Below are 23,642 nucleotides of genomic sequence, written 5' to 3' on the forward strand. Positions count from 1 at the left end.
CGCAAATTAACGAATAGGGATAAACATGGCGTACAGTGCAGATGAGTTAACAGAGCAGCTTATAAAACTACAATGCAGAAGTAATTTTAAAATTAAAAACATTGCTGAATACATGTTAGTTAATTCTAAAGAGGCCTTTTACACTCACAGTGAAAGCGGTAAAGGTAAAATAGTGATTCGCCCTGCGTTTGAAGTGTTTAGCGATGACTTTAATGACATAGATGGTGTAACACGTGCACAAGGGTATTTTCATAGCAGTGAAATGACCCGATTTCCAACTCGTATATATAAAAGCGCTCAACCAATTCATTATGGTGTCGCATTTAAAATAAATTCAGAGCAAGCTGCAAAAGACTTTATTGCTAAGTTGACGATGATCATTGGTAATTAATCTGAACTTTAGTTAAGAAGTTTTTTATCCGTAATTTGAGTTAATTAGTTTCGCCCTAAAATTATAAAGCCGCTGAGTGAATACTCAGCGGCTTTTTTATAGCTTAATCACATAGTGGTTATTTACTGTTTAAGAAGCTATTAACCGAATCAAGCTCGCGTTTTTTTAGTGCAATACAATCAAGCGTACTTTCTTCTAGTTTACTCAATGTACGGCTGTACCCAGGCACTTCTGAAATTTTATCGTTAAAGAAGTTTTGAGTGGTTGCTAAGCTTTTGGCATCACAGCCTACGGTTGTAAAGTACGGTAAATTAGGAATAAAGAACGGCGGCAAACTTGCTGTTACTTTATCGTAATTGTTATAAACCCAATCGATAAATAATGCTTGGCGCTCTTCTGTGTAACTTTGCCCAGATAAAATAGTACGCATATCAGAGGCGGTTACTTCATCAGTTAAGCTGTAAGCTAGCACTGTATTTTGTAACTCAGACTCACCAAAAAAGCCCATAGCAGCTAGCATGTTAGTGCGCACTTGAGGGTCTTTAGTCGTTTTAAATGTTGTCATGAATTGATCAAGCAAGGCTTTATCACCATGAAAAGCCGCGAGTCTTAAATAAACACCTGCTAAGTATGGGTCTACTTTTTGAGGATTAGTCAAATACACTTGCGTTTGTTCTTTGGCTTTATTGATTACGTTTTGGTCTTCGCCATCAAAGCCTAAGCGTGATATGACGGCTGCACGAAGTTGCGATACTGCACCATCTTCGTCAATTTTTGCCTCTAAACCATATTTTTTAGCAGCAGGAGTCACTGCGTCACGTATAAATGCAGGCCATAAGTCTTTATTGCTTTCATCTTTGAACGTACGTTGCTGCGATACTAAGTAGCCCAGTGCAGTATTTGCTACACGAGGGTGGCTGTCACTTACAAATACTTCAAGGGTTTGCATTAACTTGGCGGCAGAGATAACGCCAGCCTTAAGCAGTGCATCGGTGGCCGATAATAGCGCTAAACGTTCGCGGTCAGTCAGCACTGTTGCCGCGTTTTCAATTAATGCGTTAAATTGCGCGTCATCCATTACCCAGCGGTAGTAGCCAAGAGCGCCTTGGTCAGGGTAAATCCACTCTGGTGCAAAATCTAAATCAAGCGTTTGGCTTTGTTTGTTTAGTAAAACACTGGCTGTTTTAACGTTGTCGCCTGCACCGTATTTAATCGTTACTGGCACATTCCAAAGTTGTGCTGGCGCATCAACACCAGCATTTACAAAGCGGCTTTGTGAAATGGTTACTTTTTTGCCTTGCTGTTTAACACTCACAAGAGGGAAAGAAGACTGCTCGATAAATGATTTTAAAACACTGGCTACATCTTTATTTGATGCTTTACCTAGTGCTTGCCATAAATCAGCCGCTTCTGCATTTTTATAAGAGAAGTCTTTTAAGTAACGCTGAATCCCTTTTTGGAACGCCTCTTCGCCAATCCAGTTTTCAACCATTGCAAGTACTGAGCTACCTTTACTGTATGCAAGGCCTAATCCGTCCATAATATCAGCTTCGGTTTTAATTGGCTTACGAATAGGCTTAGTACTTAAGCGGGCGTCTAGTGCCATTACGTTATTTTGTGGTAAGTCTAAATGTGATTCAAACTCAGGGTTTAGCTGCTTGGTCATTTTAGCTGCCATCCAGCTTGCAAACGCTTCGTTTAACCACAGGTCATTCCACCACTTCATGGTTACCAAGTTACCGTACCATTGGTGTGCTAGTTCGTGAGCAATAATAGATACGTTACGTTGTTTCTTACTGCGTGTCGCTGCTGCTAAATCAACGAGTAAAATGTCTTCGCGGTAAGTTACTAAGCCTGAGTTTTCCATTGCGCCAAATGGAAATTCAGGTACGGCAACTGAGTCGAGTTTTTTATACACATAAGGAATACCAAAATACTCTTCTAATGCTGCAAGTACGCGCGGCATATTATCTTTAGCATATTCGGCTAAATGAATTTTACCTTGAGGAGTAATAACGCGCCCAGGAATGGGCATCCCTTCAATGTCTATTTCTTCAAACGGGCCAACAGCCATTGCAACTAAATATGATGGAATAGGCGGTGTTTTATCAAAAAAGTGGGTTGTCATATCACCATTTATTGTTGTTTTTAGTTCTGGTGTATTGGCATATACTTTTTGTGAGCTTGGAGCCGTTATTGTTAACTGAAAAGGAATTTTATAGCTTGGTTCATCAAAAACGGGGAAGGCACGACGTGCATCACTCATTTCAAATTGGGTAAATAAGTAAGGCGTACCTTGATCCAATGTTTTGTATAACCCCACACTTTGGCGGTTGTAGGGAGCAGAAAAATCAATATTAAGCGTGTATTTACCCGGTTGAATTTTTTCATCACAGCTAAATTTAACTTTACCTGTTTTAAGTATTTCATTACTTAAGTCACAGTTTTCTTTACCTAAAAGTTGCGCCATTTTTACAGCATAATCCACGCCGTTTAGCTCAATGTAATGTGTTGGTTTTAATACTTCTAAGGCAATTTCAGTCATCCCTGTGAATGTATCTTTGCTTGGGTCAAGTGTCAGCGATACATTTTGCGAACTTGGTTTTGCGAGTTTTTCGATAACGAATTCGTTAGCGTTTGCTGCATTTATTGCTAGCGCAACACTCACAGTTAAGAGGCTTTTAAGAAACATAGTGATCCCTTGTTTATTGTTAGAAACGCCCAGATTTTATGGGTACAGTTTATCCTACCAGTTTTTGTGAGGCGCGTAATTGATTTAAGAAGTGGCTTTGATGGTAAATAGTAACAAAGTTTGTCAGTGACTTTCGCGTGATAGAAAACGTTGCCAGCTGAGTTGTGTATTTATAATACGTACTTGTTGAATAACCGTATTTAATAAGCTGATTTCATCAAACTGACTGTTTGGGTATTCGTTAAAGCCCATTAAATAATTAAAAGCGTCTTTAGAGTTAGCCTGAAGCGCATAAATACGCACTTGTTGTTCAAAGTTAAGGCGTAAACTACTAATGGCGGTTTTCATACCGAGCTGGTCTACGTTGGGGATATCACATTTTTGCAAATAGCCGGCACGATCACCTTCACCCGAAAACCAAATACGTACTTTTTCACTGTATCTGCCGGTTTTAGCCGGGAGATCAAACATAAGTCGCTGGTGGTTTTTAGATTGTATAAATTCAACATAATCGCTAAATCCTGCATCGATAAGTGCTTTATGTACAGGGACTAAGCGAGGCTTTATTTTACCGTGAGTATGGAAGCTAAAGCATAAAATATCATCAATAATACAAAGATCATCAAGTGTTAAACAGCCAATTTCATCACTGTAAGCACCGCTGTAATAGGCTATTAATGGCAGCCAAAAGTGCCAATGTTTTGCTTGCTCGCGGGGGAGTCGAACATCACCGTATATATATCCATTATAAAGAGTGTGCAGTTCCATAGCTGAAAAAGGGCGGCGACCAAGATGGGTTTTCAACGTAATACCTTGAAAATAGTGAGATGTTTTATTTTATACCCAACTAGCACTAGATGCTAGTCGGGTTATCAGGCTTTAAGGTCCTGTGTGTAAATTATTATTCACTTAATGCACGAGCTAAACCCGTAGGTTCAATCTCAACACATACTTGGTCATCATTCCAATTAATGCCAACTAATGCGTCGTCCTCATTTAAATCTTCAACCCATGCATCTAAAAATTCATCAAGGTTAATTTCTACCGGACTGTAATCTTTCCATTCTTCTTTGCACTGCGCTTTAGCCGCTTCTTCACTTTCCCAAAGCAGTAAAACATCAGTGTCGTCAAATTGGTTTGAGTCGCACACTACAAAGCCATTATCTTCTGCGCCCAGTGCCCAAATGACTTCGCTAACACGTACTTTTTCTACGAAGTTAACTAGCTGTGATTCAATTTCAATATCGCTCATGTGTTTACCTTATTAAGTTAGTGACGAGGATTAGTTTCTATTGCTGATTGACGTTCGCTAAATTGTCCATGAAATGCAACAAGTTCACTGTACTGACTAAAGTCAGTTAATTCACGAAAGCTAATCCAATCAAGCAGGCAGTATAAACTGATGTTGAGGTATTCACAGCTTTTAAATTGTTCATCGTTTAAATGATTGTTTAAAAAGCTTAATGTTTGTTCTATTCGCTCATTTTGCAGATTAAAAAATAATGCATCGCTTCGTGTATCTAAACCTGAGCGCTCGCATAATAGCATTTCAACAAGCGAGTCGTTGCAGGCATTAATAGTGGTAAGTAAGTGCTCTTGCGGCCAGTTTAGCTTTGATTTGCCTATTTTCTCTAATAAGTAGCGTATTATTGAGTTTGAGTCGCTCAGTGTTAAATCACCATCAATTAAAATAGGTATTTTTCGGGCTGGGTTTTTATTGGCCATTTTAGGGCGGTCTTGAGCTGAAAATATGTCTAAGCTTATAAGCTCTATATTACAGTTGTTTTGCAGAGCCCATATTCTAATTCGGCGAACGTAAGGTGAGGGAACAGAACCAATTAATTGCATAATCACTCCAAAAAAAGCCGCTAAAGCGGCTTTTATTAAACGTTAATAGCAGTAAAGCTCAATTTATTCTGAACGGCTAGTAACTTCAAGTAAATGGTAACCAAATTGCGTTTGTACAGGGCCCTGTACCTGGTTTATTGGGGCAGAAAAAACCACTTTATCAAACTCAGGAACCATCATACCTGGGCCAAACTCACCCAGAGCGCCGCCGTCTTGTCCTGATGGGCAATTAGAATGTACTTTTGCTAATTCAGCAAAGTCTTCGCCTTGTTCAATTTTTGTTTTTAAGTCTAAACATTGTGCTTCGCTGTCTACCAAAATGTGTCGTGCGCTTGCCACTGCCATAAAATCTCCTGATTATAAGTGGTGTTTTTTTAACCTAGTGTATTGCCATACTAGTTAGTTTGTACAAATTGTACCAGTATAAATTTAGATTTTAGACAGGGAATTTTCCACTGCCTTAATCATTTTTTCTGAATCTGGTTTTACTTTGCTGTTAAATCGTAAAATTGTTTTACGATCAGCAGATACTAAATATTTATAAAAGTTCCAATTGGGCGAACTTGTTTGCTCGTTTAAATGCTTGAATATAGGATTTGCATCACTTCCTCTCACTTCGCTGGTGGCGAACATAGGAAAGGTGACCCCATAATTAATAAAACAGACTTTGGCCGTTTCTTTTTCGTTATCTTCTTCTTGGAAAAAGTCATCAGAAGGGAAGCCCAATATTACAAGCCCTTCGTCTTTGTATGTTTTGTGTAGTTTTTCTAAGCTTTCAAACTGAGGGGTGAAGCCACAGTTACTCGCAGTATTAACAATTAACAGAGGTTTGTTTTTGTAGTCGCATAAGTTAATGGACTCTTTAGAGCGAAGCTTTCGGATATCAACGTTAGTAAAATCGTCACAGGCTTGGGGATTTACGGCTTCATTATTTGGCTGTGTTTGTGCCATTAAAGTTGAACTAACCAATAACGCAGTAAACCCTATTATCATTTTTTTAAGCATCATATTACCTAACTATCCGATTGTTTGATTGGCTGATCATACGCTAATATGGAGGAAATTGATCAACCACTTAAATTTACTATGACAACTCGCTTAGCAACTATTGACGACCTTAATGATATTGTCGCCATTTATAATGAAACCATAGAAGGGCGAATGGTAACGGCAGATACCGAAGAAGTAACCGTTGAAGAAAAAAAAGATTGGTTTAATAGTCATACACAAAAACGCCCAATTTATGTGTATTGCGAAAACGATACTGTACTTGCCTGGGTGAGTTATAAATCGTTTTACGGACGCCCTGCTTACGACGGAACCGTAGAAATGAGCATTTACATCACTAAAAATGCACAAGGTAAAGGCTTGGGTAAAAAGTTAATGCAGTTTGCGCAATCGGAGGCTAAAAAGCTTGATATTAACGTGTTACTTGGCTTTATTTTTAGCCATAATTTGCCAAGCGTAAAGTTATTTAAGCACTTTGGTTTTGATGTGTGGGGGGAGTTACCAAACGTTGCCGTTATGGATAATAACTTATACAGCCTAACCATATTTGGTAAGCATTTAGAATAAGTTACGCTTATTTATTGGTCATATTTGTTTACAAATAACGCACAGGAATGTGTGTTATTTTCGTGTTTTTATACTACGCTGGTAACATATTAATTTTATTGGTTGTAAGTGTAGTTTAATGGCTAGAAAAATATTGATCATAGACAGCAGCACCATCATAGCAATGAGAGTAAAAGTACTCTTAGAGCTCATTGGATGTAATGTTGAGCTGATTCATTTCTCTATGCTTGAGATGTTTACTCACGCCGAAAATTACGATTTAGTTGTTATAGCTCACGGTGTGCCGGTTGCACCTATTAAACCGCTAATTGATAAATTATCTCATGGGCGTTTATTATTACTTGCCCCTAAAACCGAAAACACAGAGCAGTTAACCGCATTTGCTGGCCTAAATAAAATAGTACCTGATGCTACGGTTGTTTATCCTTTCTTCTCTAATAAAGAGATCACCTCTCTTTTAGAAAGCTTATTAGAGCTAGACTCTAACCATATGATGCAACTGCCCACTATATTGTTGGTCGATCATATCCAAAATCGCCTTGATAATATGAAGAGCAATTTAATTGGCGCACATATTAAAACCCTTACGGCAAGCAGCTTAAATGACGCACTCACTATTGCAAAAAGTAATAAAATCGATATTTTAATTAGCGATTTTAGCCTTGGTGAAGCGACTGGCCTTCAAATATTTTCAAAATTAAAAGTGTCGCAACCAAATGCACGGTGCTTGCTTTTCACTTCCCGCCCTGACCAAGTTTCAATGATTGAAGCTATTCGCCAAGGTGTTGAAGACGTACTGATTAAACCGCTCAATGAAAATATTTTACTGCAATCAGTGCATAAGCTTTGGCAAACTGAATTATTAAAACGCCGCAATGCCGAGTTAGTTGAGCGCCTTCAAGAAACTGTCGATGCACTAATAGAAAAAGACAGCTTGCTACAAGTTATTTATAAACACACCCCTGACGCTATCATGCTATTTAAACGCAACGGTCAAATTATTGAAGCAAATGACGCTTGCTTAAGACTGTTAGATCTACCGTTTAGCGGGCTTTCTGGTAAATCTTTATTTGATTTTTTAGATAACGATTCGATTGCTGGAATCAAAGAAAAAATTTCAACATTAAACAGCAATCGTCAGTTCAGTTACGATTTACGTTTACCCATTAAAAGCGGTGGAACAGTGCCTTTGTTTGGCTCTTTTAACGAAATAGATCACCATGGTGAGATTGCACTGGCTGTAATTTTCAAAAATGTAACTCACTTAAAACAAAAAGAAGAGCTACTTCAAGAAGCTAAAGGGTTACTAGAAGAAGAGGTCAAAGCCCGTACATCGCAGTTAGAGCATGCTAAAAATGTAGCCGAAGCGGCAAATTTAAGTAAATCAGACTTCTTAGCAAATATGTCACATGAGCTGCGAACCCCCATGCACTCAATTTTAAGTTTTGCACGCTTTGGACTCGATAAGCTAGAAGCTGGCGACTTTGCTAGAGAAAAGTTACTAAAATACTTATCTCGTATCGAGTGTAGTGGCGATAGGCTGCTATCTTTATTAAATAACCTTCTTGATTTATCAAAGCTTGATGTAGGTAAATTTCCGTTTAACCCGCGCCCTCATAATTTAGAAAGCATTATTAAAACGAGCATTGACGATGTGTCGGGCACGGCGATGGAAAAACAAATTAATATTATTTTTCCTGCGCCAGATTCACCGGTCATTGTGCAATGCGATGAAGAGCAAATTAATCAGTTGTTGCGCAACGTATTGGGCAATGCATTAAAGTTTAGTGAGCCCAAAAGTAACATCACGCTTAAATTAGCATCGGATGGCCAATTTGCTGATATTGAAGTCATTGATAGTGGTATAGGTATTCCTGAAGATGAGCTTGATCATATTTTCACAAAGTTTGTGCAAAGCAGTAAAACAAACAGTGGTGCAGGTGGCACGGGGCTAGGCTTAGCACTTTGCCGAGAATTTGTATCGTTGCATCAAGGTCAAATTAGCGCGTGTAATAATACCAATGGTGGTGCCACAGTACATATAAAATTACCACTTGAAATAAATTTAGACGAACACCTAGTCGATGAATAAAAGTACGCTAAAACAGTAAGTTGTTTATGTTTATACAATTTATTTTTGAATTTAAAAGGATGATTTAGTTATGGCTTTAACAAAAATACTAGCAGTAGATGACGAGCCCTTTAACCTTGAAATAATTGAAGAAATTTTAGAAGACTTAGATTTTGAGTTAAGGCTAGCCAACAGTGGCCCTGAGTGCTTGGATATGGTTGAAGACTATATGCCTCAAGTTATTTTACTTGACGTAAGCATGCCGAAGATGAGTGGTTACGAAGTGTGTAAAACACTTAAATTAAACCCAAATACCGCACATATTATTGTTATGTTTGTATCTGCAAGAGGAACTGTGGAGGAGCGCATGGAAGGCTACTCAGCCGGCGCTGAAGATTACATAGTAAAACCATTTGGGCATGATGAGCTTAGATCTAAATTAAAAAATCTAAACCAAGTATTAGTAGAGAAACAAAGTCTAGAAAAACAAGTAGAAGCGGCAACTTCAACCGCGTTCAATGCTATGGCTAACAGCAGCGAAATGGGACAAATAGTCAATTACGTAGAAAACATAGCGCTCATAACTAACCCAGACGATTTAGCAAAAGCACTTATTGATTGCCTACAATCTTTTGATTTACAAAGTAATGTAGAATTTAGATACGACTCTATTGTTAAACATTATGCTTTACATGGTGTTTGCTCGCCTATTGTGATCGAGCTATTTGAAATGCTTAAAAACAAAGGCCGTTTGCATGAGTTTTCGCAGCGCTTATTAGTTAACTACGAGCTAATTAGTTTACTCATCTTAAACATGCCAGGACACGATCCTGATAAACACGGCAGAATACGCGATCACGTGTGCTTTATTGTTAGTGTTACAGAACAGCAGTTACGCGCCATAATAACTAAGAACTTATTAGATGCGCAGCAGGTAAAACTAAACGCAGTAGCAAGTACAGTACACAGTAAATTTCATGGTTTGATAGATTTACTTAATGAAAATCGCCTAAACAACGAACAAGTATTTAAAAAACTTCAGGAAGAGCTTGAGGTTAGAATTCCAACAATGGGTTTAGACGAAGACCAAGAAATTTTTATCTATAAAAAAGTAGATGAAACAATTCAAAATTCTGTAGCCCGCGAGGAGTCTGTTATTCAAGTAAAAGAGGCGTTCGCAGACATTGAAACAGAGCTTTCGATACTGCTAAACCATAGCCAATAATAAACACATGGACTTACCTTTAGGGCTTGTTTGCCATTAATATCAGGTTTATCGCCCTATAATGGCGAACAATCACACTCCAATAGCTCTGGTTTGCTTTAGTACTAAATAGGCTTCTATGAATTTATGCATCTCGTGGTAAGCCTTTTTCCACTATCCTGATCAGCCTTTGCGTTTTTCTAAGTGAGGGTTGTTTATTGTTTTGCTGCTCCAGTGCCCACTGAATATGCTCTTTTACTAGATCACTACAACCATCAATTTTTTGTTCTAACGCGCTAACAATGCCAGGGTCAAAGTTTGCATTACCTAAACCAACAGCTAAATTACGTAACCAACGTTCATGACCAATTCGGCGAATTGGGCTGCCTTCGGTATTTTTTAAAAATGTGGTTTCATCCCAACTAAACAGCTCAAGCAAGTCTTTGTCTTTTAACTGCGTACGCGGATGAAAGTCTCGTTCGTCGGTTATTTGTCCGTAGCGGTTCCAAGGGCAAACTAATTGACAGTCGTCGCAGCCATAAACTCGGTTACCTAATAAGGCTCTGTATTGCTCAGGGATAGGGCCTTGGTGTTCTATTGTTAAGTATGAAATACACTTACGCGCATCAACCACATAAGGCTCTACAATTGCACCTGTAGGACATAAGGTTATGCAGGCTACACACTTACCGCAGCCTTCAAAGGTATTTTCATTATCAATAGGTAAAGGTAAATCAATAAACAATTCACCTAAAAAAAACCACGATCCAGCTTCTTTGTTTATTAGTAATGAATGTTTACCACGCCAGCCCAGTCCCGCTTTTTCAGCCAATTGGCGCTCTAATACAGGGGCTGAATCAACAAAGGGTCTAAAACCATATTCACCTACTTCTTGTTCTATTTTTTGGCCGAGCTTTTTTAATCGATTACGAATTAATTTATGGTAGTCTCGGCCAAGTGCGTAACGGCTAATATAGGCTTTTTGTTTGTTTTTTAATGTTTTAGCAAAGCCAGCATCGGGGGGCAGGTAGTTCATTTTTACCGATATAACACGTTGTGTGCCAGGAATAAGCTCGTCAGGGCGAGCGCGTTTCATTCCATGTGCCGCCATATAATCCATTGAGCCATGAAACCCGGCGTCAAGCCAACGTTGAAGCTGTTGTTCATGCTTACTCAAATCTATATCAGTGATCCCTACTTCGCTAAAGCCGAGTTCTTTTCCCCATGCTTTTATTTGCTGGGCTAATTTAGGGTAGTCAGGAGTTAGGTTGCTCACACATATTCACGCATATTAAATAATCGCCCTGTAATTTAGCATAATTACAGGGGGGTGTTGAGGTTTACGCATCAATAGGTGTTTAATCGTAAACCGCGTTTATGATAAAAATTAAAGTACAAAGCGTTTTAATTGCTGCTGTGTTTGTAAGCTTAACTCTTGCGATAATTGGCTGTCGGCAAGAGCGGTGTCTATTTGCTGTTTAGCCTGCTCGCCTAATTCAACAATTTGCTCTACTGATTGATGGGTTAAATTTTGCGTATCTTCTAGTAGATGCACGGCGCTGGCAATTTGCTGTAATTGCTGTTGATTACTCTCAAATTCATTAAGCATTTTACTAAACCCTTCAGAGGTTGAACAAATTGAACTTTGTGCATTTTTAGAATGGTTAATAAGTTGCTCTGACTCTTTATTTGTTTCACTTACTAGGTCGTTCATTTGGGTTATAAAATCACTGATTTGGCGAGTAGCTCCACTTACTTTAACCGAGAGGGTACGTACTTCATCAGCAACAACAGCAAAACCACGCCCAGCTTCTCCTGCTCGCGCAGCTTCTATCGCGGCGTTAAGCGCGAGTAAGTTAGTTTGATCAGAAAACTCCTCAACCATTTTTAAAATACTGCGAATATTTTCACTGTTTTCCTTCAAGCCATCAACGGTGCTCGCAAAACTGCCTAACATATCAGTTATTAACTGCACTTTCTCAACCAGAGAACTCAGCTCTTGAGCTGAGAGTTTTACAAAGGCTAAGTGCTCATTATTTACAGTATGAACACTGTCGGTATTGCCCACAATATTTTGCAAGCTTTGTGTTATTTGGTTACTGGCATCAATAATTGTATGACTTAAGGTAATTTGCTGTTCGCTCGAATTTTCCGTACTTTGCATTGACTCAGTTGCGGCTTTATTGCTTTGTGCGCTGGCTTCAGCGCTTGTGTAAGTCGTGTTAAGTAATTGGCTTAAGTGGCTTGTAAAATCGTTATATTGCGTACTTAACGTTTTAAATTCGTCGTATGAAAAATGCGGAAGTTTGGCGTTTAAATTGGCATCTTGTTGATTAATTTTAATAAGTGTATCGCACATAGCTTTTACAGGGCGAACAATCAAAAAGCGCATATAAAAAAGCGTAAACGCAAAGCCTGAAATAATAACTAAGGTTAGTAGCCAAAAAAGGCCAAGATTTTGTTGCTCACTTAAGCTGTCATAAAGCCAAAATAAAGTAATAGCTTGAAACAAAAAAACAAAACTCAAGTTACCAACAATTTTACGCGTTAGAGTAAAAAAGAATGTTTGTTCGATGTAATTATAAATTTTCATTAAGCCACTCATCTTGCTTAAACCTATGTTTGAACGCTTTTACGCAGGCATTTGCAAGGTATAAGCGACTCTATTTATCAGCTAACGATAGCAAATATGCCTTGGATTGCATGGGAAAGTTAGTAAAAATCCCGTCTAAACCGAAGTCATGCATAAGTGCAATATCTTGTTGTTTATCCACTGTATAAGCGTAAACTTCAAGCCCGCGTTTTTTAGCATCATCTACAAACGCTTTGCTAATAAAATTTTTATCTACATGCACACTAAATGCATTTAAGTCTTGTGCAAACTTTGCATAATTAATTGGAATAGAAGACGTTAAAGCGCCTATTTTTAACCAGGGTAAACGCTTTTTAAGCCATTGTAATTGATGATGATCAAACGATGATACTAAAATATTAGCACATGAAATGGTTCCCGCACTGATATTACGTTCAAGCTGGTCAGCAAACTTTTCAAGTTCAAAGGTATGCTTAAGTTCTAAATTAAGTAAGGTTTTATTGTTATTCCAATCAAATAACTGTTGTAGCCTTGGTATACATTCGCCATTACCCGCATCAAGCTTTGTAAGGGTTGCTGCATCAAACTCACTAACTTTGCCTTTTCCGTTGGTGGTTCTGTCTAGCCACGAGTCATGTATTAGCATGTAATCATCGGTAGCGCTTTGAATATCTACTTCAATGCCGTCTACACCCATATTTAAGGCTTCTAAAATGGCGCTTTTCGTATTTTCGGGAAAGTGCCCGCTAGCGCCCCTATGTGCAAAAATTTTCATTGTCGAGCCTTCTTGGTTATTGACCATGTTTCAAAGCATGCAGCGCTTACAATAAGTGCGCCGCCAATCAGGGTCATTAATGTTGGGCGTTCGTGAACAATAATAATAGCCAAAATAGTACCGTACAACGGTTGTAAGCACGAAATTAGCCCTGCCGTTGCGGCTGATAAATGTTTTAGGCTTGCTGCAAATAGCGAGTGGGGTGTAGCGGTAAATATAATGCCAGCGACAGCAATTAATATAAGATCTTGATTACTCACCTCGTACACAGGCACTTCAATAAATGCGCACAGCATTATGCTCGCTACCAAGGTTTGGTAAAACATCGTCTGTGGGCCGCCGTATTGGCTAAAATAGCGTTTGTGAGTAATGTTTCTGACAGAGAAAAACAACGCAGATACCACGCCAGTAATAACACCAAGTGTTACATCGTCACCTAAATCAGCACTTGGTACTAATAAATAAATACCCAAAACAACTACAGCAGCGCTTATTATATCTTTTGCTTGAGGTTTACTTTTATTAAATAAAGGCTCTAAAAACACGGTCATTACTGGATAGCTAAAAAATGCAAGCATACCAATGGTTATGCCAGCCATTTGCATTCCTGCAAAATAAGTCACCCAATGTAGCCCTACTGTAATACCTAAAAATAAAGCAATAAGGTAGTCTTTGGGATTGTTTAACTTAATTTGTTTTTTCCCGAATGAAAGCATTGCCAATATTGCCATACCAGCAATAGCTGTTCGGTAAACTGTAATATCCAGGGCATTTAAACCAATGAGTTTGGCAAAAAGGGCAGTTCCCCCAAAAAGTAACACGGCAATATGTAGGTAAATTAAGCTTTGCTGTTGTGGCTGCATTTAAACATCATCTCCTTTTTTTAATATGTTATCACCGAGGGGGCGTCAACAAGATGAATTTTTTGAAACATGACAAATGTCAGCAAAGTTAATGACACTTCACACTCTTATTATTTTTACGTACTGGCATAGTTATCCTACTTAACAGGAGAGTGCTATGAATAGTTTAGTTTTAATGAGTCTTGATATTAGCGAGTTTTTTGATTCGCTTAATTTTACTATTAATTACATTGATTATTTTATGCTGATAAGCATTTTTGTGGTATCTATATTTATTAATAAAAAGAGTGCTTTAAATAAAAATAATACACCAGAGGTGCTAGCATGAGTTCGCAAAGTAGCTTTTCTCAACAAACGGATAAAACGTTTTGGAAATACGGCCATTTAATTTTTACAGGCTTTTACTTACTGCCATTAATTATTAATTTTGACCAATTCACAAAAAGCCAAATGGGCCTATGTTTAGCTTTTTATATTGCCTTTATTATCTTGTATGTAAAAGCAATTAACTGCGATAACACAAAAATAACCACCTTATTTTTAGCCTTGCTCGCTATTTGTTTTAGCGCCACTTTTTTTACCTCTGGTACACCTACCTTATATGGCTTTGTTGCCTATGTAGCTGGGTATAGTTATAACTTAAAACAGCGGTTTTATGCCGCATTAGCCATTGTGGTGGCGCTTTTTACAAGTTCGTATTTAAGCGATATGGGAAAGCTTCAATACTTTTTGGCTGTGGCCTTAATATTATGTGCCGCCTTATTTAGTTATGGAATTGCAGCAAAAAGAGAACGCGACCATAAAAAGCGCGAGCAAGAAAGTGCAAACCAATTAGAGCAATTAGCTGCTATTGCTGAGCGTGAACGTATAGCGCGTGACCTACACGATATTTTAGGCCACTCACTCTCATCTATTGCATTAAAGGCCGAGCTGGCTAATAAGCTAAACCAAGGTGAGCGCTACGAGCAAGCAAACAACGAAATAGCTCAAGTAGCAGACCTTGCAAGGCAGCTACTTAGCGATGTACGCAGTGCCGTAAGCGACTTAAAAGAGCTTAATTTGGTAAGCCAAGTTGCTCAGTTAAAACAACGGTTATTAGAGCAAGATTTTAATATTACGTTTAACGTTGAATTATCTGTGCTACCTGCCAAGGTAGAGAGCATTGCTAGTTTAATAATTAAAGAGTCAGTCACTAACTTACTACGCCATAGTTCAACTAAAAACAGCGCAATAACAATTAAGCAAACACCCCAGCAATTACTCATTGAAGTAATAGATAATGCACCCTGTGGCAGGCTCGAGGCAGGCAACGGTTTAAACGGTATAAAAGAACGAGCAGAGCAAATACAAGGTAGTGCAACTTTTACCTGTGGTGAACAATTTACATTAAACGTAGTACTGCCAATTTCATCTGAGGATTTACAATGATCAAAATATTTTTAGTGGAAGATCAGGCGCTAGTGCGTGACGCTGTTAGTGCACTACTTAGCCTAGATTTTAATATTGATGTAATTGGTCAAGCAAGCAACGGGCTAGATGCTCTAAATGCAATTAATGGGCTTGATGAAGATGCAATGCCAGATATTATTTTAACCGATATTGAAATGCCTAAAATGAACGGCATAGAACTTAGTGAAAAAATAGCAATGCAATTTCCGGCTATAAAAATGGTGATCATGACCACATTTTCACGCGCTGGGTATATTAGGCGCTCGTTAAGTGCTGGTGTTAAAGGATTTATATTAAAAGAAGCCCCGAGTGACGAGCTAATCAACGCACTCAAAAAGGTAATGCAAGGGCAAAAAGTGATTGACCCAGAGCTTGCAATCAACGCTCTAGACGATGCCGATCCACTTACCGATAAAGAGCGAAAAGCATTAAAGCTTGCAAGCGATGGACTTAAAACGAGCGAAATAGCCACACAGTTATTTATAAGTGAAGGTACAACGCGTAACTACCTCTCAGACGCAATTGCCAAACTTAATGCAACAAACCGAATCGACGCAGCACGTATAGCTAAACAAAAAGGGTGGTTATAAACACATGTGATTAAGGTTTATAAATTTAACACAAACCCTTACTATGTTAGTCATAACAACAAAAGTAACGAACAACGCTTAAAGTAAGCTTAAAATTCGCAAAAAGAGGGTTAAATGGCAAATTTAATAGATTTAACAGTAAAAAACAGTGTCGCAGTTTTAACAATGAACACCGCAGAAAATCGACACAATCCAGCGTTTTTGGCTGAATTTAATTTACACCTTGATCATATAGAGGCTGATAAAAGCATTCACTCGGTGGTACTTACCTCAGCAAGCGACAAAAGCTGGTCGCTGGGTATTGACCTTGAGTGGATGGCAAACCCAAGCATTTTACCAGCGGCTATTTCTGACTTTATGTTGCAAATAACACAGTTGCTACAACGTATTGTTACGTTTCCTATGCCTATTATTGCAGCCCTCAATGGTCATACTTATGGTAATGGAGCCGTGCTTGCCTGTGCCTGTGATTTTAGATTTATGAAATCAGACAAAGGCTTTTTTTGCTTTCCTGAAGTTGATGTACTGGTGCCTTTTGTACCGTCTATGTTTCCTATTATTAATAAAGCGATACCGCAAACCTTCTTTAATAGGCTAGCAATGACGGGCGAACGGGTGGGGGCACAACAACTGTTTGAAAACAACGTTATAGAAGCTGTATTTTCTAACAGTGACGAACTGCAAGCCGGTGTAATTGAATTTGCAGCGCAGTTTAATAAAAACCGTTGGATTTACGCTCAAAACAAATCGCAAATGAACAAACACATCTTACAAACTATTAGAGAAGAAGACCCCGCTTTTATCGATAACGTCAGTAAAATGTTATACAAAAATCTTCATAAAACTAAGTAATGGCTTAGTCACTGATGCAGCTTAATCACAATGACACAATTAAGCTGCATAATTAAGGACATATTAAGGCCCTGTACGCTAAGTTTAAAAAGCTAAATAACCGATAGGTGAGCTTTGTTTAAATATTAAGTGCTTTTACCTGTCTCATTTTACGTATATGGGTTAAAATAACCTTCATAACCAACTAACAAGATAGTGAATGTCAAACCAAGATCCAAATCTCAGTCGAGAACAAGAAAAGTACGAAAACCCCGTCCCTAGCCGTGAGTTTATACTTACTCATCTTCAAGAGCGTTCAAAACCAGCTAACTACGCACAATTATGTGAAGAACTAGCCGTTAATGATGAAGAGCGTCAAATTGCATTTAAACGTCGCCTTCGTGCCATGGAGCGTGATGGTCAGTTATATTTTAATAAATTTAAATGCTATGCACTTATTGACGAAGCCGGTTTAACCAAAGGTAAAGTAATAGGCCACAGAGACGGTTTTGGCTTTTTAGAAGTTGAAGGCGAGAGCAAAGATTGGTTTATTGCCAAACATCAAATGAACATGGTGTTACATGGCGACATTGTACTAGCTAAAGGTACAAAACGTGGCTCTGGCTCAAAATGCGATGCCCGTATTATTAAAGTGCTTACCAACGAGCGCGCCCCTATTGTAGGGCGTTACTTTGTTGAGCATGGTGTTGCAGTTGTAGTCGCTGAAGATCCGCGTATTACGCAAGACATTATGATTTTACCAGGCAACGAAAACGGTGCCCGCCACAACCAAATGGTGCAGGTTAAAATCACTCAAAATCCTAGCCGCAATATGAACGCAGTAGGTAAAGTGGTTGATGTACTAGGTGAGCATTTAGCGCCAGGTATGGAGATTGAAGTTGCCCTTCGTAATCACGACATTCCGCATGTTTGGCCAGAAGAGGTTGACGCACTAGTCGCCCACTTAGGCGAATTTGTAGAAGATGCAGACAAACAAGGCCGCGTAGATTTACGCGACTTACCGCTTGTTACGATAGATGGCGAAGACGCCCGCGACTTTGACGACGCCGTGTACTGCGAGCCTAAAAAATCGGGTGGTTGGCGTTTATGGGTTGCTATTGCCGATGTGTCGCATTATGTAGGCATGAATACACCACTTAACAAAGAAGCCATTGCACGTGGTAACTCAGTGTATTTTCCTGAGCAAGTTATCCCAATGCTACCAAAAGTACTGTCTAACGGGTTGTGTTCGCTTAACCCTAAAGTAGACCGCCTTTGTATGGTTGCTGAAATGACCGTATCAGCGGCAGGTAAATTGTCGGGTTATAAGTTTTACGAAGCGGTGATGAATTCTCACGCCCGTTTAACTTACACTAAAGTAAACGCCATTTTACAAAATGACGAAAAGCTTCGCGACGAATACGCCGCCGTAGTGCCACATTTAACTGATTTACAGCAAATGTACATGGCGCTTAAATCAGCACGCCAAGAGCGTGGTGCTATTGAATTTGAAACACTCGAAACACGCTTTGTATTTAATGCACATCGTAAAATAGAGTCTATTGTGCCTGTTATCCGCAACGACGCGCACAAACTCATTGAAGAATGTATGATTTTAGCCAACGTGTCAGCGGCTAAATTACTCGAAAAGCACGAGGCCAGTGCACTTTACCGTGTGCATGATGAACCCGACAGTGAAAAGCTAGGTAACTTTACACAGTTTTTAACTGAGTTAGGGATTCAGAGCACATTAGGTGACGAACCAACGCCTAAAGAAATTACGCAAATATTAGCTAAATTAGGCGAGCGCCCAGAGGCCGAGCTTATTCAAACTATGCTGCTGCGCTCAATGAAACAAGCGGTTTATCAGCCAGATAACATAGGTCACTTTGGTTTAGCGTTATCGGCTTATGCACACTTTACATCGCCTATTCGTCGTTACCCAGACTTAGTTGTACACCGTGCAATTAAAGCGGTACTAAAAGCACAGGGTCAACAAACGTCAGGCGCATACGCGTACACTGACGATGAAGTAGATCAATTAGGCGAGCAGTGTTCAACTACTGAGCGCCGTGCAGACGACGCGACTCGCGAAGTAGCCGACTGGCTTAAATGTGAGTTTATGCAAGACCACGTTGGCGATGAGTTTAACGGGGTTATTTCGTCGGTTACAAACTTTGGTTTATTTATACGATTAGACGATTTACAAATTGATGGTTTAATTCACGTTACTAATTTAGGCGACGAGTTTTTTGCACATGATGCTGCAAAACACTGCCTAATTGGCGAACACAGCCACACCGTTTACCGCCTTGGCGATAAAGTAACGGTGCAAGTTGCCTCAGTCAGTTTAGACGACCGCCGTATAAACTTAGTACTTAAAGGCGATGTAGCACAAGATAGGTATTCACGCCGTCGTGCACCTAAAGGTAAAGGCCCTGCGAGTGTACGCTCACAATTAAAAGCAGGCAAAGTACCGGGTAAAAAATCAGACGACAAGCCAAAAGGTAAAAAAAAGCCAGCCGGTAAAGGTAAAGCTGGTGGTAAGTCGGCGGTTAAAGCCAGCGATGGCACCGCAAAGAAAAAACCGAAAAAGAAATCGGCTAAAAAGCCTAAAAGACCAGGCAAAAATGCCCGTAAACGTACAAGCCCAGGAGCATAAAATACGTGAGTAATGAATTAATTTTTGGCTTTCACTCTGTTGAAGCAATTTTAGCAAAAGAGCCTGAGCGATTTTTAGAAATTTACGCCCTTAAAGGCCGTGATGATAAACGCTTAACACCGATTATTGATGAAGCACGTAAATTTGGTATTTCAGTACAATTTATGCAGCGTAAAGCACTTGATAACAAGTCGAAAGACGAGCAGCATCAGGGGATTATTGCTAACGTAAAAGCGGCGCCAACGTACAACGAAAAAGATTTAGATGTGATCATTGCGCGTGAAGAAACTCCATTTTTACTCGTACTTGATGGCATAACCGACCCGCATAACTTAGGTGCATGCCTGCGAAGTGCAGATGCCGCTGGCGTACATGCGATCATTGTTCCTAAAGACAAGTCGGCAAAGCTTAACGGTACAGCACGAAAAGTAGCGTGTGGCGCAGCAGAAACAGTGCCCCTTATTCAAGTAACTAACCTTGCACGTACGCTTCGTGAAATTAAAGATGCTGGCGTATGGGTAGTTGGCACTGCTGGCGAAACCGACACGCATGTATTTGATGCAAGCTTAACAGGCCCAATGGCCATAGTTATGGGCGCAGAAGGTGAGGGGATGCGCCGTTTAACGCGTGAGCATTGCGATGTATTGGTTAAAATTCCAATGGCAGGGTCGGTGTCTAGCTTAAACGTATCGGTTGCAACCGGTATTTGTTTATTTGAAGTATTACGCCAACGTAACGCAAATAATTAAATTACGTTAGTTTAAAGCTAAGCATTAAAAAAGCCGAGATTAAATAATCTCGGCTTTTTTGTATCTACTATTTGCTTAGTATGGTGTGAGTAAAACGGTTTAGTTAACGAGTCGTTTTACTCAGCAACTACTTAAAAGCTGTATGTGTAGCCCATTTGAATACTACGAGGCTTACCTGGCTGAATACCACCATTAGCACGGTTAGCTATGTACGTTTTATCAAACAGGTTATCAACCGTTAAGTATACTTTTTGGTTGTCGTCGATTAAGTATTTAGCAGCTAAATCCCATACTACACGGCTATCTATTGCGTTTAAGCCTGAGTCAGATAGGTCGGCATGAGAATCAGATACGTAACGTATTTGGCTGTTAACAACAAACGATGCAAACTCAGCGCCTAAAGATAAAGCAACTTGATTTTCAGGTACGTAAGGCATTGCATCGCCTTTTTCTACCGAGCCCCAAATTTCTGAATCAAACGTGTTTTTAAACTCAGAGTCAGTGTATGTGTACGTTAATTTAACTGGAAATTGCGCAGCGTCTGTTGCAAAAGTACGACCCGCACTAAATTCAAAGCCCGATACTTCTACTTCACCGTAGTTGTATTGGTCGCCAATATTTTCGTCGCTACAACCCACAGCAGCAGTACAGTTACCGTGCATGTTGTCGTAATCAGAGAAAAACGCAATCACTTCACCGTTAAAGCCATCCATATTAAAGCGAGAGCCAAACTCAAGGTTTACACTTTCTTCTTCTTCTTGGTCAGCATTACCCGGTGCCGCTGGAGCGTAACCTTTTTGAATACCCGCAAGTAACGTAACGTTATCGTTAAGTGTGTAAGTGGCACCTAACGATGGCACTAAAATTTCAGTATCGTTAGAAATATCTTTAGTTAAGCCATTGCTACGAGTTGGATCTGATTTAGACCATTCTTCACGCGTAATGGTAATGTCTTCGTAACGAAGACCGGCATTAATAACTAACGCGTCTAGTGTCCATTCGTCTTGAACAAATAACGTGCTTGCTTTTGCGCTATCTACACGGTTGCTATCTGAGCCAGGTACACCTTGTGATGTAAGTGTCATGCTTAGGTCTTGATTAAGCGTGTATGTGTCTTGCCATTGGAAACGATCCATTTCGTCTTCGTGGTAACGCACACCGACAGTAATGTAGTGATCGCCTGCAGGAATATGTAATTCAGACTGAATGCCTTTTGCTTGGTAATCACGGTTGTTAGCTTTAACACCAATGCCTTCAATACCTTCGCTTGTTGGATTTGCTTCAAAGTCGCTGTATTGCTCAAGCGTGCTTGTTCCTACACTGCTTGCTTTATACCAGTTACGATGAAAATCGTTTAGGTAAGCGGTTGCAAGTAATTCGTAGCCTTCACCAAAACGGTACGCATAGTTTAGTTGGTAAGCGTTGTGGCGAGTGTTCATTTCATCGTTTTGCGATGCAGCGTAACGGCGATTAGGGTTTGCTTTGTAATCTTCGTCAGTTAAGCCCATGTAAGTTTCGTCTGATGTTTCGTCAGAATATTTTACTTTTAGCTCAATGTTGTGAGCATCGTTTTTACCAAACGTATGACCAAACTTTAATAGTAAATCAGTTTTTTCAAAGCCCGTATTATCGCTGCCAACAGGAAGCTCTTTAAAGCCGTCTGCGCCGTAGGTGAATACTTCAACCAAGCCAGACGTGTTGTTTTTTTCTTTACCAAAGTATGCGTGACCTTTGTAGTAGCCATCGCTACCAAGGGCTGCATCTACCATACCTTTTGAACTATTAGGCTCGGTTGGTAAGCTACGAGAAAGTAAGTTTAAAACGCCACCTGTAGTACGAGGACCGTACTTAACTGAGGCAGCACCTTTTAATACTTCAATTGTTTCCATACGACCCATAGTAGGGAAGTAGTAAGCAGAAGGCGCAGAATAAGGCGCAGGTGCGACTAATACACCGTCTTCCATTACAGAAATTTTATCGTTACGGCCGGTACCAGTACCGCGCATACCAATGTTAGGGCGAAGGCCATAGCCATCTTCTTCTTGAACGTAAACACCCGGAACAGACGCTAAAACACGCGAAATATCGGTAAACTCAAATTTTTGAAGTTCTTCGTCAGAGATAAAAGTAGCCGAACCTGGAATGTCGTTAATAGCTTGCTGTGAGCCAATAACTGTAATTTGTTCAAAGCGCTGTTCTTTATCGCTGGTGTCTTTAGCCATTGCAGTAGCTGTAAAAGACAAAGCAACCGCAGTTGCAAGAGTAGATACTAAAAACTTAGTGTTCATTTTTGTCCTAATCACATTGATTTTCTGAATTGGCGTAATTTGAACACGTTAACGAATGCGAATCAATATTATTTAGTATAAAACTATTCATTTTTTTAGAACTAAAAACACAGGGATATGCAACGTGGTTAACTTTTTTGTTTCTTTTGTATTATTTTGTAATCATGAGGCTAGGTACAAAGTGGGTGTTTTAATTTATTAGCCTAAACGCAGGGCAATAAACTCAGCAAGCTTATCTACCGCATTTTCAGACTCCCCCGAACTTTTAACCAAGCTAATACCAATGTCGCCCAGTGCAGGTAGGTATTTAGTTTGTACTTGGTAATTAAGCTCGCTAGGTACGGTGCTCTTTGCCAGTACCGTAATGCCAAGCCCTTCTTTTAATGCCGCAATAAGCCCCGTTAAGTCGGCGTTGCTATATACAATACGGTATTTTATGCCGGCATTTTTAAGCGCATCGGTAGCGCGGCGCCGATAAATACATCCCTCTGGCGCGGTTACTAAAGTAACCACTTGGTTTTGTGCTTGGTTTAAATCACCCACCCACACCAATTGGTCTTGCATAAAAATAGGAAATTTACTTGAGGTAAGTTGCTCGTTTAGCGCAAGCACTAGATCAAATTGGTCTTGCCTAGAAGCCGATAGCAAATGCTTACTTAATCGCGATTTAACTTCAAGCGATACTTCTGGGTACAGCGCCACAAAGTCGCCAATAATAGAAGGGAGTATACGCGCAGCAAACTCGCTCGGTATGCCTAAACGTACTTTTCCGGTAATGCTCTCTGACGTAAATTGCTGCAAAATGGCATCGTTGTATTGCATCATTTGTTTTGCCATGGGTAATAATAGTTCGCCGTACTGGTTTAGTACTTGGCGCTGGCCTTGCTTTTTAAATAATTTATAGCCTAATACATCTTCTAAACGCTTTATTTGTAAGCTTACCGCAGGTTGCGAAAGCCCCAAAAAGTCGCCGGCTTTGGCAAATCCGCCTACATCTACAATCATAACAAAGGTACGTAAACTGTCGGTTGATATATTTTTCATATTTAAAATTACAATTT

General features: G+C 39.6%; 22 protein-coding genes. 10 read left to right on the plus strand and 12 right to left on the minus strand.

From position 1 onward, the window contains the following. The first annotated feature begins 25 nt into the window (after positions 1-25). Positions 26-391 carry a hypothetical protein gene (locus PMAN_RS01485; RefSeq protein WP_006794078.1) on the plus strand — a complete coding sequence of 122 codons (366 nt, stop codon included), beginning with the start codon at positions 26-28 and terminating at the stop codon, positions 389-391. Positions 392-509: 118 nt separating this feature from the next. Here PMAN_RS01485 and PMAN_RS01490 read toward each other — a convergent pair whose 3' ends face one another. The 6 genes from PMAN_RS01490 to PMAN_RS01515 form a co-directional block, all read right to left on the minus strand. Beyond that, the gene (locus tag PMAN_RS01490; RefSeq protein ID WP_010555691.1) at positions 510-3,083 is read right to left on the minus strand and encodes a M1 family metallopeptidase; all 2,574 of its coding nucleotides are present in this window, start codon (positions 3,081-3,083) and stop codon (positions 510-512) included. 123 nt (positions 3,084-3,206) lie between these two features. After that, positions 3,207-3,887, minus strand: a complete 681-nt coding sequence (locus tag PMAN_RS01495) for a site-specific integrase (RefSeq protein WP_010555692.1) — start codon at positions 3,885-3,887, stop codon at positions 3,207-3,209. A 97-nt stretch (positions 3,888-3,984) separates the two neighbouring features. Continuing rightward, complete coding sequence (locus PMAN_RS01500) at positions 3,985-4,335, minus strand: DUF2750 domain-containing protein (RefSeq protein WP_006794081.1); 351 nt, start codon at positions 4,333-4,335, stop codon at positions 3,985-3,987. Between the two features lie 17 nt (positions 4,336-4,352). Continuing rightward, positions 4,353-4,931: a glutathione S-transferase family protein gene (locus PMAN_RS01505; RefSeq protein WP_010555693.1), complete on the minus strand. Its 579-nt coding sequence runs from the start codon at positions 4,929-4,931 to the stop codon at positions 4,353-4,355. A gap of 63 nt (positions 4,932-4,994) precedes the next feature. Beyond that, complete coding sequence (locus PMAN_RS01510) at positions 4,995-5,276, minus strand: peptidylprolyl isomerase (RefSeq protein ID WP_006794083.1); 282 nt, start codon at positions 5,274-5,276, stop codon at positions 4,995-4,997. An 84-nt stretch (positions 5,277-5,360) separates the two neighbouring features. Continuing rightward, positions 5,361-5,936, minus strand: a complete 576-nt coding sequence (locus PMAN_RS01515) for a glutathione peroxidase (RefSeq protein ID WP_006794084.1) — start codon at positions 5,934-5,936, stop codon at positions 5,361-5,363. Between the two features lie 81 nt (positions 5,937-6,017). On the opposite strand from PMAN_RS01515, the gene PMAN_RS01520 reads away from it, so the two are divergent. The 3 genes from PMAN_RS01520 (at position 6,018) to PMAN_RS01530 (ending at position 9,802) form a co-directional block, all read left to right on the plus strand. Further along, positions 6,018-6,506, plus strand: coding sequence for a GNAT family N-acetyltransferase (locus tag PMAN_RS01520; RefSeq protein WP_033024928.1), 489 nt, complete (start codon positions 6,018-6,020; stop codon positions 6,504-6,506). Between the two features lie 118 nt (positions 6,507-6,624). Further along, positions 6,625-8,598, plus strand: coding sequence for an ATP-binding protein (locus tag PMAN_RS01525; protein ID WP_010555694.1), 1,974 nt, complete (start codon positions 6,625-6,627; stop codon positions 8,596-8,598). 70 nt (positions 8,599-8,668) lie between these two features. After that, on the plus strand, positions 8,669-9,802 hold the full coding sequence (locus PMAN_RS01530) for a response regulator (protein WP_010555695.1): 1,134 nt from the start codon (positions 8,669-8,671) through the stop codon (positions 9,800-9,802). 124 nt (positions 9,803-9,926) lie between these two features. Here the strand turns inward: PMAN_RS01530 and queG are convergent, their stop codons facing one another. The 4 genes from queG to PMAN_RS01550 all read right to left on the minus strand — a co-directional run bounded on the left by queG (position 9,927) and on the right by PMAN_RS01550 (position 14,012). Further along, a complete protein-coding gene (gene queG, locus PMAN_RS01535; RefSeq protein WP_010555696.1) occupies positions 9,927-11,057 on the minus strand; it encodes a tRNA epoxyqueuosine(34) reductase QueG in 1,131 nt (376 codons plus the stop codon). A gap of 111 nt (positions 11,058-11,168) precedes the next feature. After that, on the minus strand, positions 11,169-12,386 hold the full coding sequence (locus PMAN_RS01540) for a methyl-accepting chemotaxis protein (protein WP_008126841.1): 1,218 nt from the start codon (positions 12,384-12,386) through the stop codon (positions 11,169-11,171). A 58-nt stretch (positions 12,387-12,444) separates the two neighbouring features. Next, complete coding sequence (locus tag PMAN_RS01545; RefSeq protein WP_010555697.1) at positions 12,445-13,149, minus strand: glycerophosphodiester phosphodiesterase; 705 nt, start codon at positions 13,147-13,149, stop codon at positions 12,445-12,447. Beyond that, positions 13,146-14,012, minus strand: coding sequence for a DMT family transporter (locus PMAN_RS01550; protein WP_010555698.1), 867 nt, complete (start codon positions 14,010-14,012; stop codon positions 13,146-13,148). The genes PMAN_RS01545 and PMAN_RS01550 overlap by 4 nt, the downstream gene beginning before the upstream one ends. A gap of 157 nt (positions 14,013-14,169) precedes the next feature. On the opposite strand from PMAN_RS01550, the gene PMAN_RS01555 reads away from it, so the two are divergent. From PMAN_RS01555 to rlmB, 6 genes are all read left to right on the plus strand, one after another. Beyond that, entirely contained in the window at positions 14,170-14,340 is a 171-nt protein-coding gene (locus PMAN_RS01555) for a hypothetical protein (RefSeq protein WP_006794092.1), read from the plus strand. Continuing rightward, positions 14,337-15,440, plus strand: coding sequence for a sensor histidine kinase (locus PMAN_RS01560; RefSeq protein ID WP_010555699.1), 1,104 nt, complete (start codon positions 14,337-14,339; stop codon positions 15,438-15,440). The genes PMAN_RS01555 and PMAN_RS01560 overlap by 4 nt, the downstream gene beginning before the upstream one ends. Next, the gene (locus tag PMAN_RS01565) at positions 15,437-16,051 is read left to right on the plus strand and encodes a response regulator transcription factor (protein ID WP_010555700.1); all 615 of its coding nucleotides are present in this window, start codon (positions 15,437-15,439) and stop codon (positions 16,049-16,051) included. The genes PMAN_RS01560 and PMAN_RS01565 overlap by 4 nt, the downstream gene beginning before the upstream one ends. A 114-nt stretch (positions 16,052-16,165) precedes the next feature. Then, the gene (locus tag PMAN_RS01570; RefSeq protein WP_010555701.1) at positions 16,166-16,903 is read left to right on the plus strand and encodes an enoyl-CoA hydratase/isomerase family protein; all 738 of its coding nucleotides are present in this window, start codon (positions 16,166-16,168) and stop codon (positions 16,901-16,903) included. Between the two features lie 199 nt (positions 16,904-17,102). After that, positions 17,103-19,544: a ribonuclease R gene (gene rnr, locus PMAN_RS01575; protein ID WP_010555702.1), complete on the plus strand. Its 2,442-nt coding sequence runs from the start codon at positions 17,103-17,105 to the stop codon at positions 19,542-19,544. A gap of 5 nt (positions 19,545-19,549) precedes the next feature. After that, a complete protein-coding gene (gene rlmB / locus PMAN_RS01580) occupies positions 19,550-20,293 on the plus strand; it encodes a 23S rRNA (guanosine(2251)-2'-O)-methyltransferase RlmB (RefSeq protein ID WP_006794097.1) in 744 nt (247 codons plus the stop codon). Between the two features lie 131 nt (positions 20,294-20,424). Here rlmB and PMAN_RS01585 read toward each other — a convergent pair whose 3' ends face one another. Beyond that, positions 20,425-22,581 (minus strand): TonB-dependent receptor family protein, encoded by a 2,157-nt coding sequence (locus tag PMAN_RS01585; protein WP_010555703.1) that lies wholly within the window; start codon positions 22,579-22,581, stop codon positions 20,425-20,427. Between the two features lie 198 nt (positions 22,582-22,779). Next, a complete protein-coding gene (locus PMAN_RS01590; protein WP_010555704.1) occupies positions 22,780-23,625 on the minus strand; it encodes a LysR family transcriptional regulator in 846 nt (281 codons plus the stop codon). Between the last annotated feature and the right edge of the window lie 17 nt (positions 23,626-23,642).

The sequence above is a fragment of the Pseudoalteromonas marina genome, assembly GCF_000238335.3.
GTDB lineage: Bacteria > Pseudomonadota > Gammaproteobacteria > Enterobacterales > Alteromonadaceae > Pseudoalteromonas > Pseudoalteromonas marina.

What these genes read in the sequence shown, in the direction of transcription:
- PMAN_RS01565 (WP_010555700.1), top strand. Translation starts at nt 15,437, where the DNA reads ATGATCAAAATATTTTTAGTGGAAGATCAGGCGCTAGTGCGTGACGCT.
- PMAN_RS01540 (WP_008126841.1), bottom strand. Translation starts at nt 12,386, where the DNA reads ATGAGTGGCTTAATGAAAATTTATAATTACATCGAACAAACATTCTTT.
- PMAN_RS01570 (WP_010555701.1), top strand. Translation starts at nt 16,166, where the DNA reads ATGGCAAATTTAATAGATTTAACAGTAAAAAACAGTGTCGCAGTTTTA.
- PMAN_RS01585 (WP_010555703.1), bottom strand. Translation starts at nt 22,581, where the DNA reads ATGAACACTAAGTTTTTAGTATCTACTCTTGCAACTGCGGTTGCTTTG.
- PMAN_RS01505 (WP_010555693.1), bottom strand. Translation starts at nt 4,931, where the DNA reads ATGCAATTAATTGGTTCTGTTCCCTCACCTTACGTTCGCCGAATTAGA.
- PMAN_RS01500 (WP_006794081.1), bottom strand. Translation starts at nt 4,335, where the DNA reads ATGAGCGATATTGAAATTGAATCACAGCTAGTTAACTTCGTAGAAAAA.
- PMAN_RS01530 (WP_010555695.1), top strand. Translation starts at nt 8,669, where the DNA reads ATGGCTTTAACAAAAATACTAGCAGTAGATGACGAGCCCTTTAACCTT.
- PMAN_RS01490 (WP_010555691.1), bottom strand. Translation starts at nt 3,083, where the DNA reads ATGTTTCTTAAAAGCCTCTTAACTGTGAGTGTTGCGCTAGCAATAAAT.
- PMAN_RS01550 (WP_010555698.1), bottom strand. Translation starts at nt 14,012, where the DNA reads ATGCAGCCACAACAGCAAAGCTTAATTTACCTACATATTGCCGTGTTA.
- rnr (WP_010555702.1), top strand. Translation starts at nt 17,103, where the DNA reads ATGTCAAACCAAGATCCAAATCTCAGTCGAGAACAAGAAAAGTACGAA.
- PMAN_RS01555 (WP_006794092.1), top strand. Translation starts at nt 14,170, where the DNA reads ATGAATAGTTTAGTTTTAATGAGTCTTGATATTAGCGAGTTTTTTGAT.
- PMAN_RS01545 (WP_010555697.1), bottom strand. Translation starts at nt 13,149, where the DNA reads ATGAAAATTTTTGCACATAGGGGCGCTAGCGGGCACTTTCCCGAAAAT.
- PMAN_RS01525 (WP_010555694.1), top strand. Translation starts at nt 6,625, where the DNA reads ATGGCTAGAAAAATATTGATCATAGACAGCAGCACCATCATAGCAATG.
- PMAN_RS01590 (WP_010555704.1), bottom strand. Translation starts at nt 23,625, where the DNA reads ATGAAAAATATATCAACCGACAGTTTACGTACCTTTGTTATGATTGTA.
- PMAN_RS01510 (WP_006794083.1), bottom strand. Translation starts at nt 5,276, where the DNA reads ATGGCAGTGGCAAGCGCACGACACATTTTGGTAGACAGCGAAGCACAA.
- PMAN_RS01520 (WP_033024928.1), top strand. Translation starts at nt 6,018, where the DNA reads ATGACAACTCGCTTAGCAACTATTGACGACCTTAATGATATTGTCGCC.
- PMAN_RS01515 (WP_006794084.1), bottom strand. Translation starts at nt 5,936, where the DNA reads ATGCTTAAAAAAATGATAATAGGGTTTACTGCGTTATTGGTTAGTTCA.
- PMAN_RS01560 (WP_010555699.1), top strand. Translation starts at nt 14,337, where the DNA reads ATGAGTTCGCAAAGTAGCTTTTCTCAACAAACGGATAAAACGTTTTGG.
- PMAN_RS01485 (WP_006794078.1), top strand. Translation starts at nt 26, where the DNA reads ATGGCGTACAGTGCAGATGAGTTAACAGAGCAGCTTATAAAACTACAA.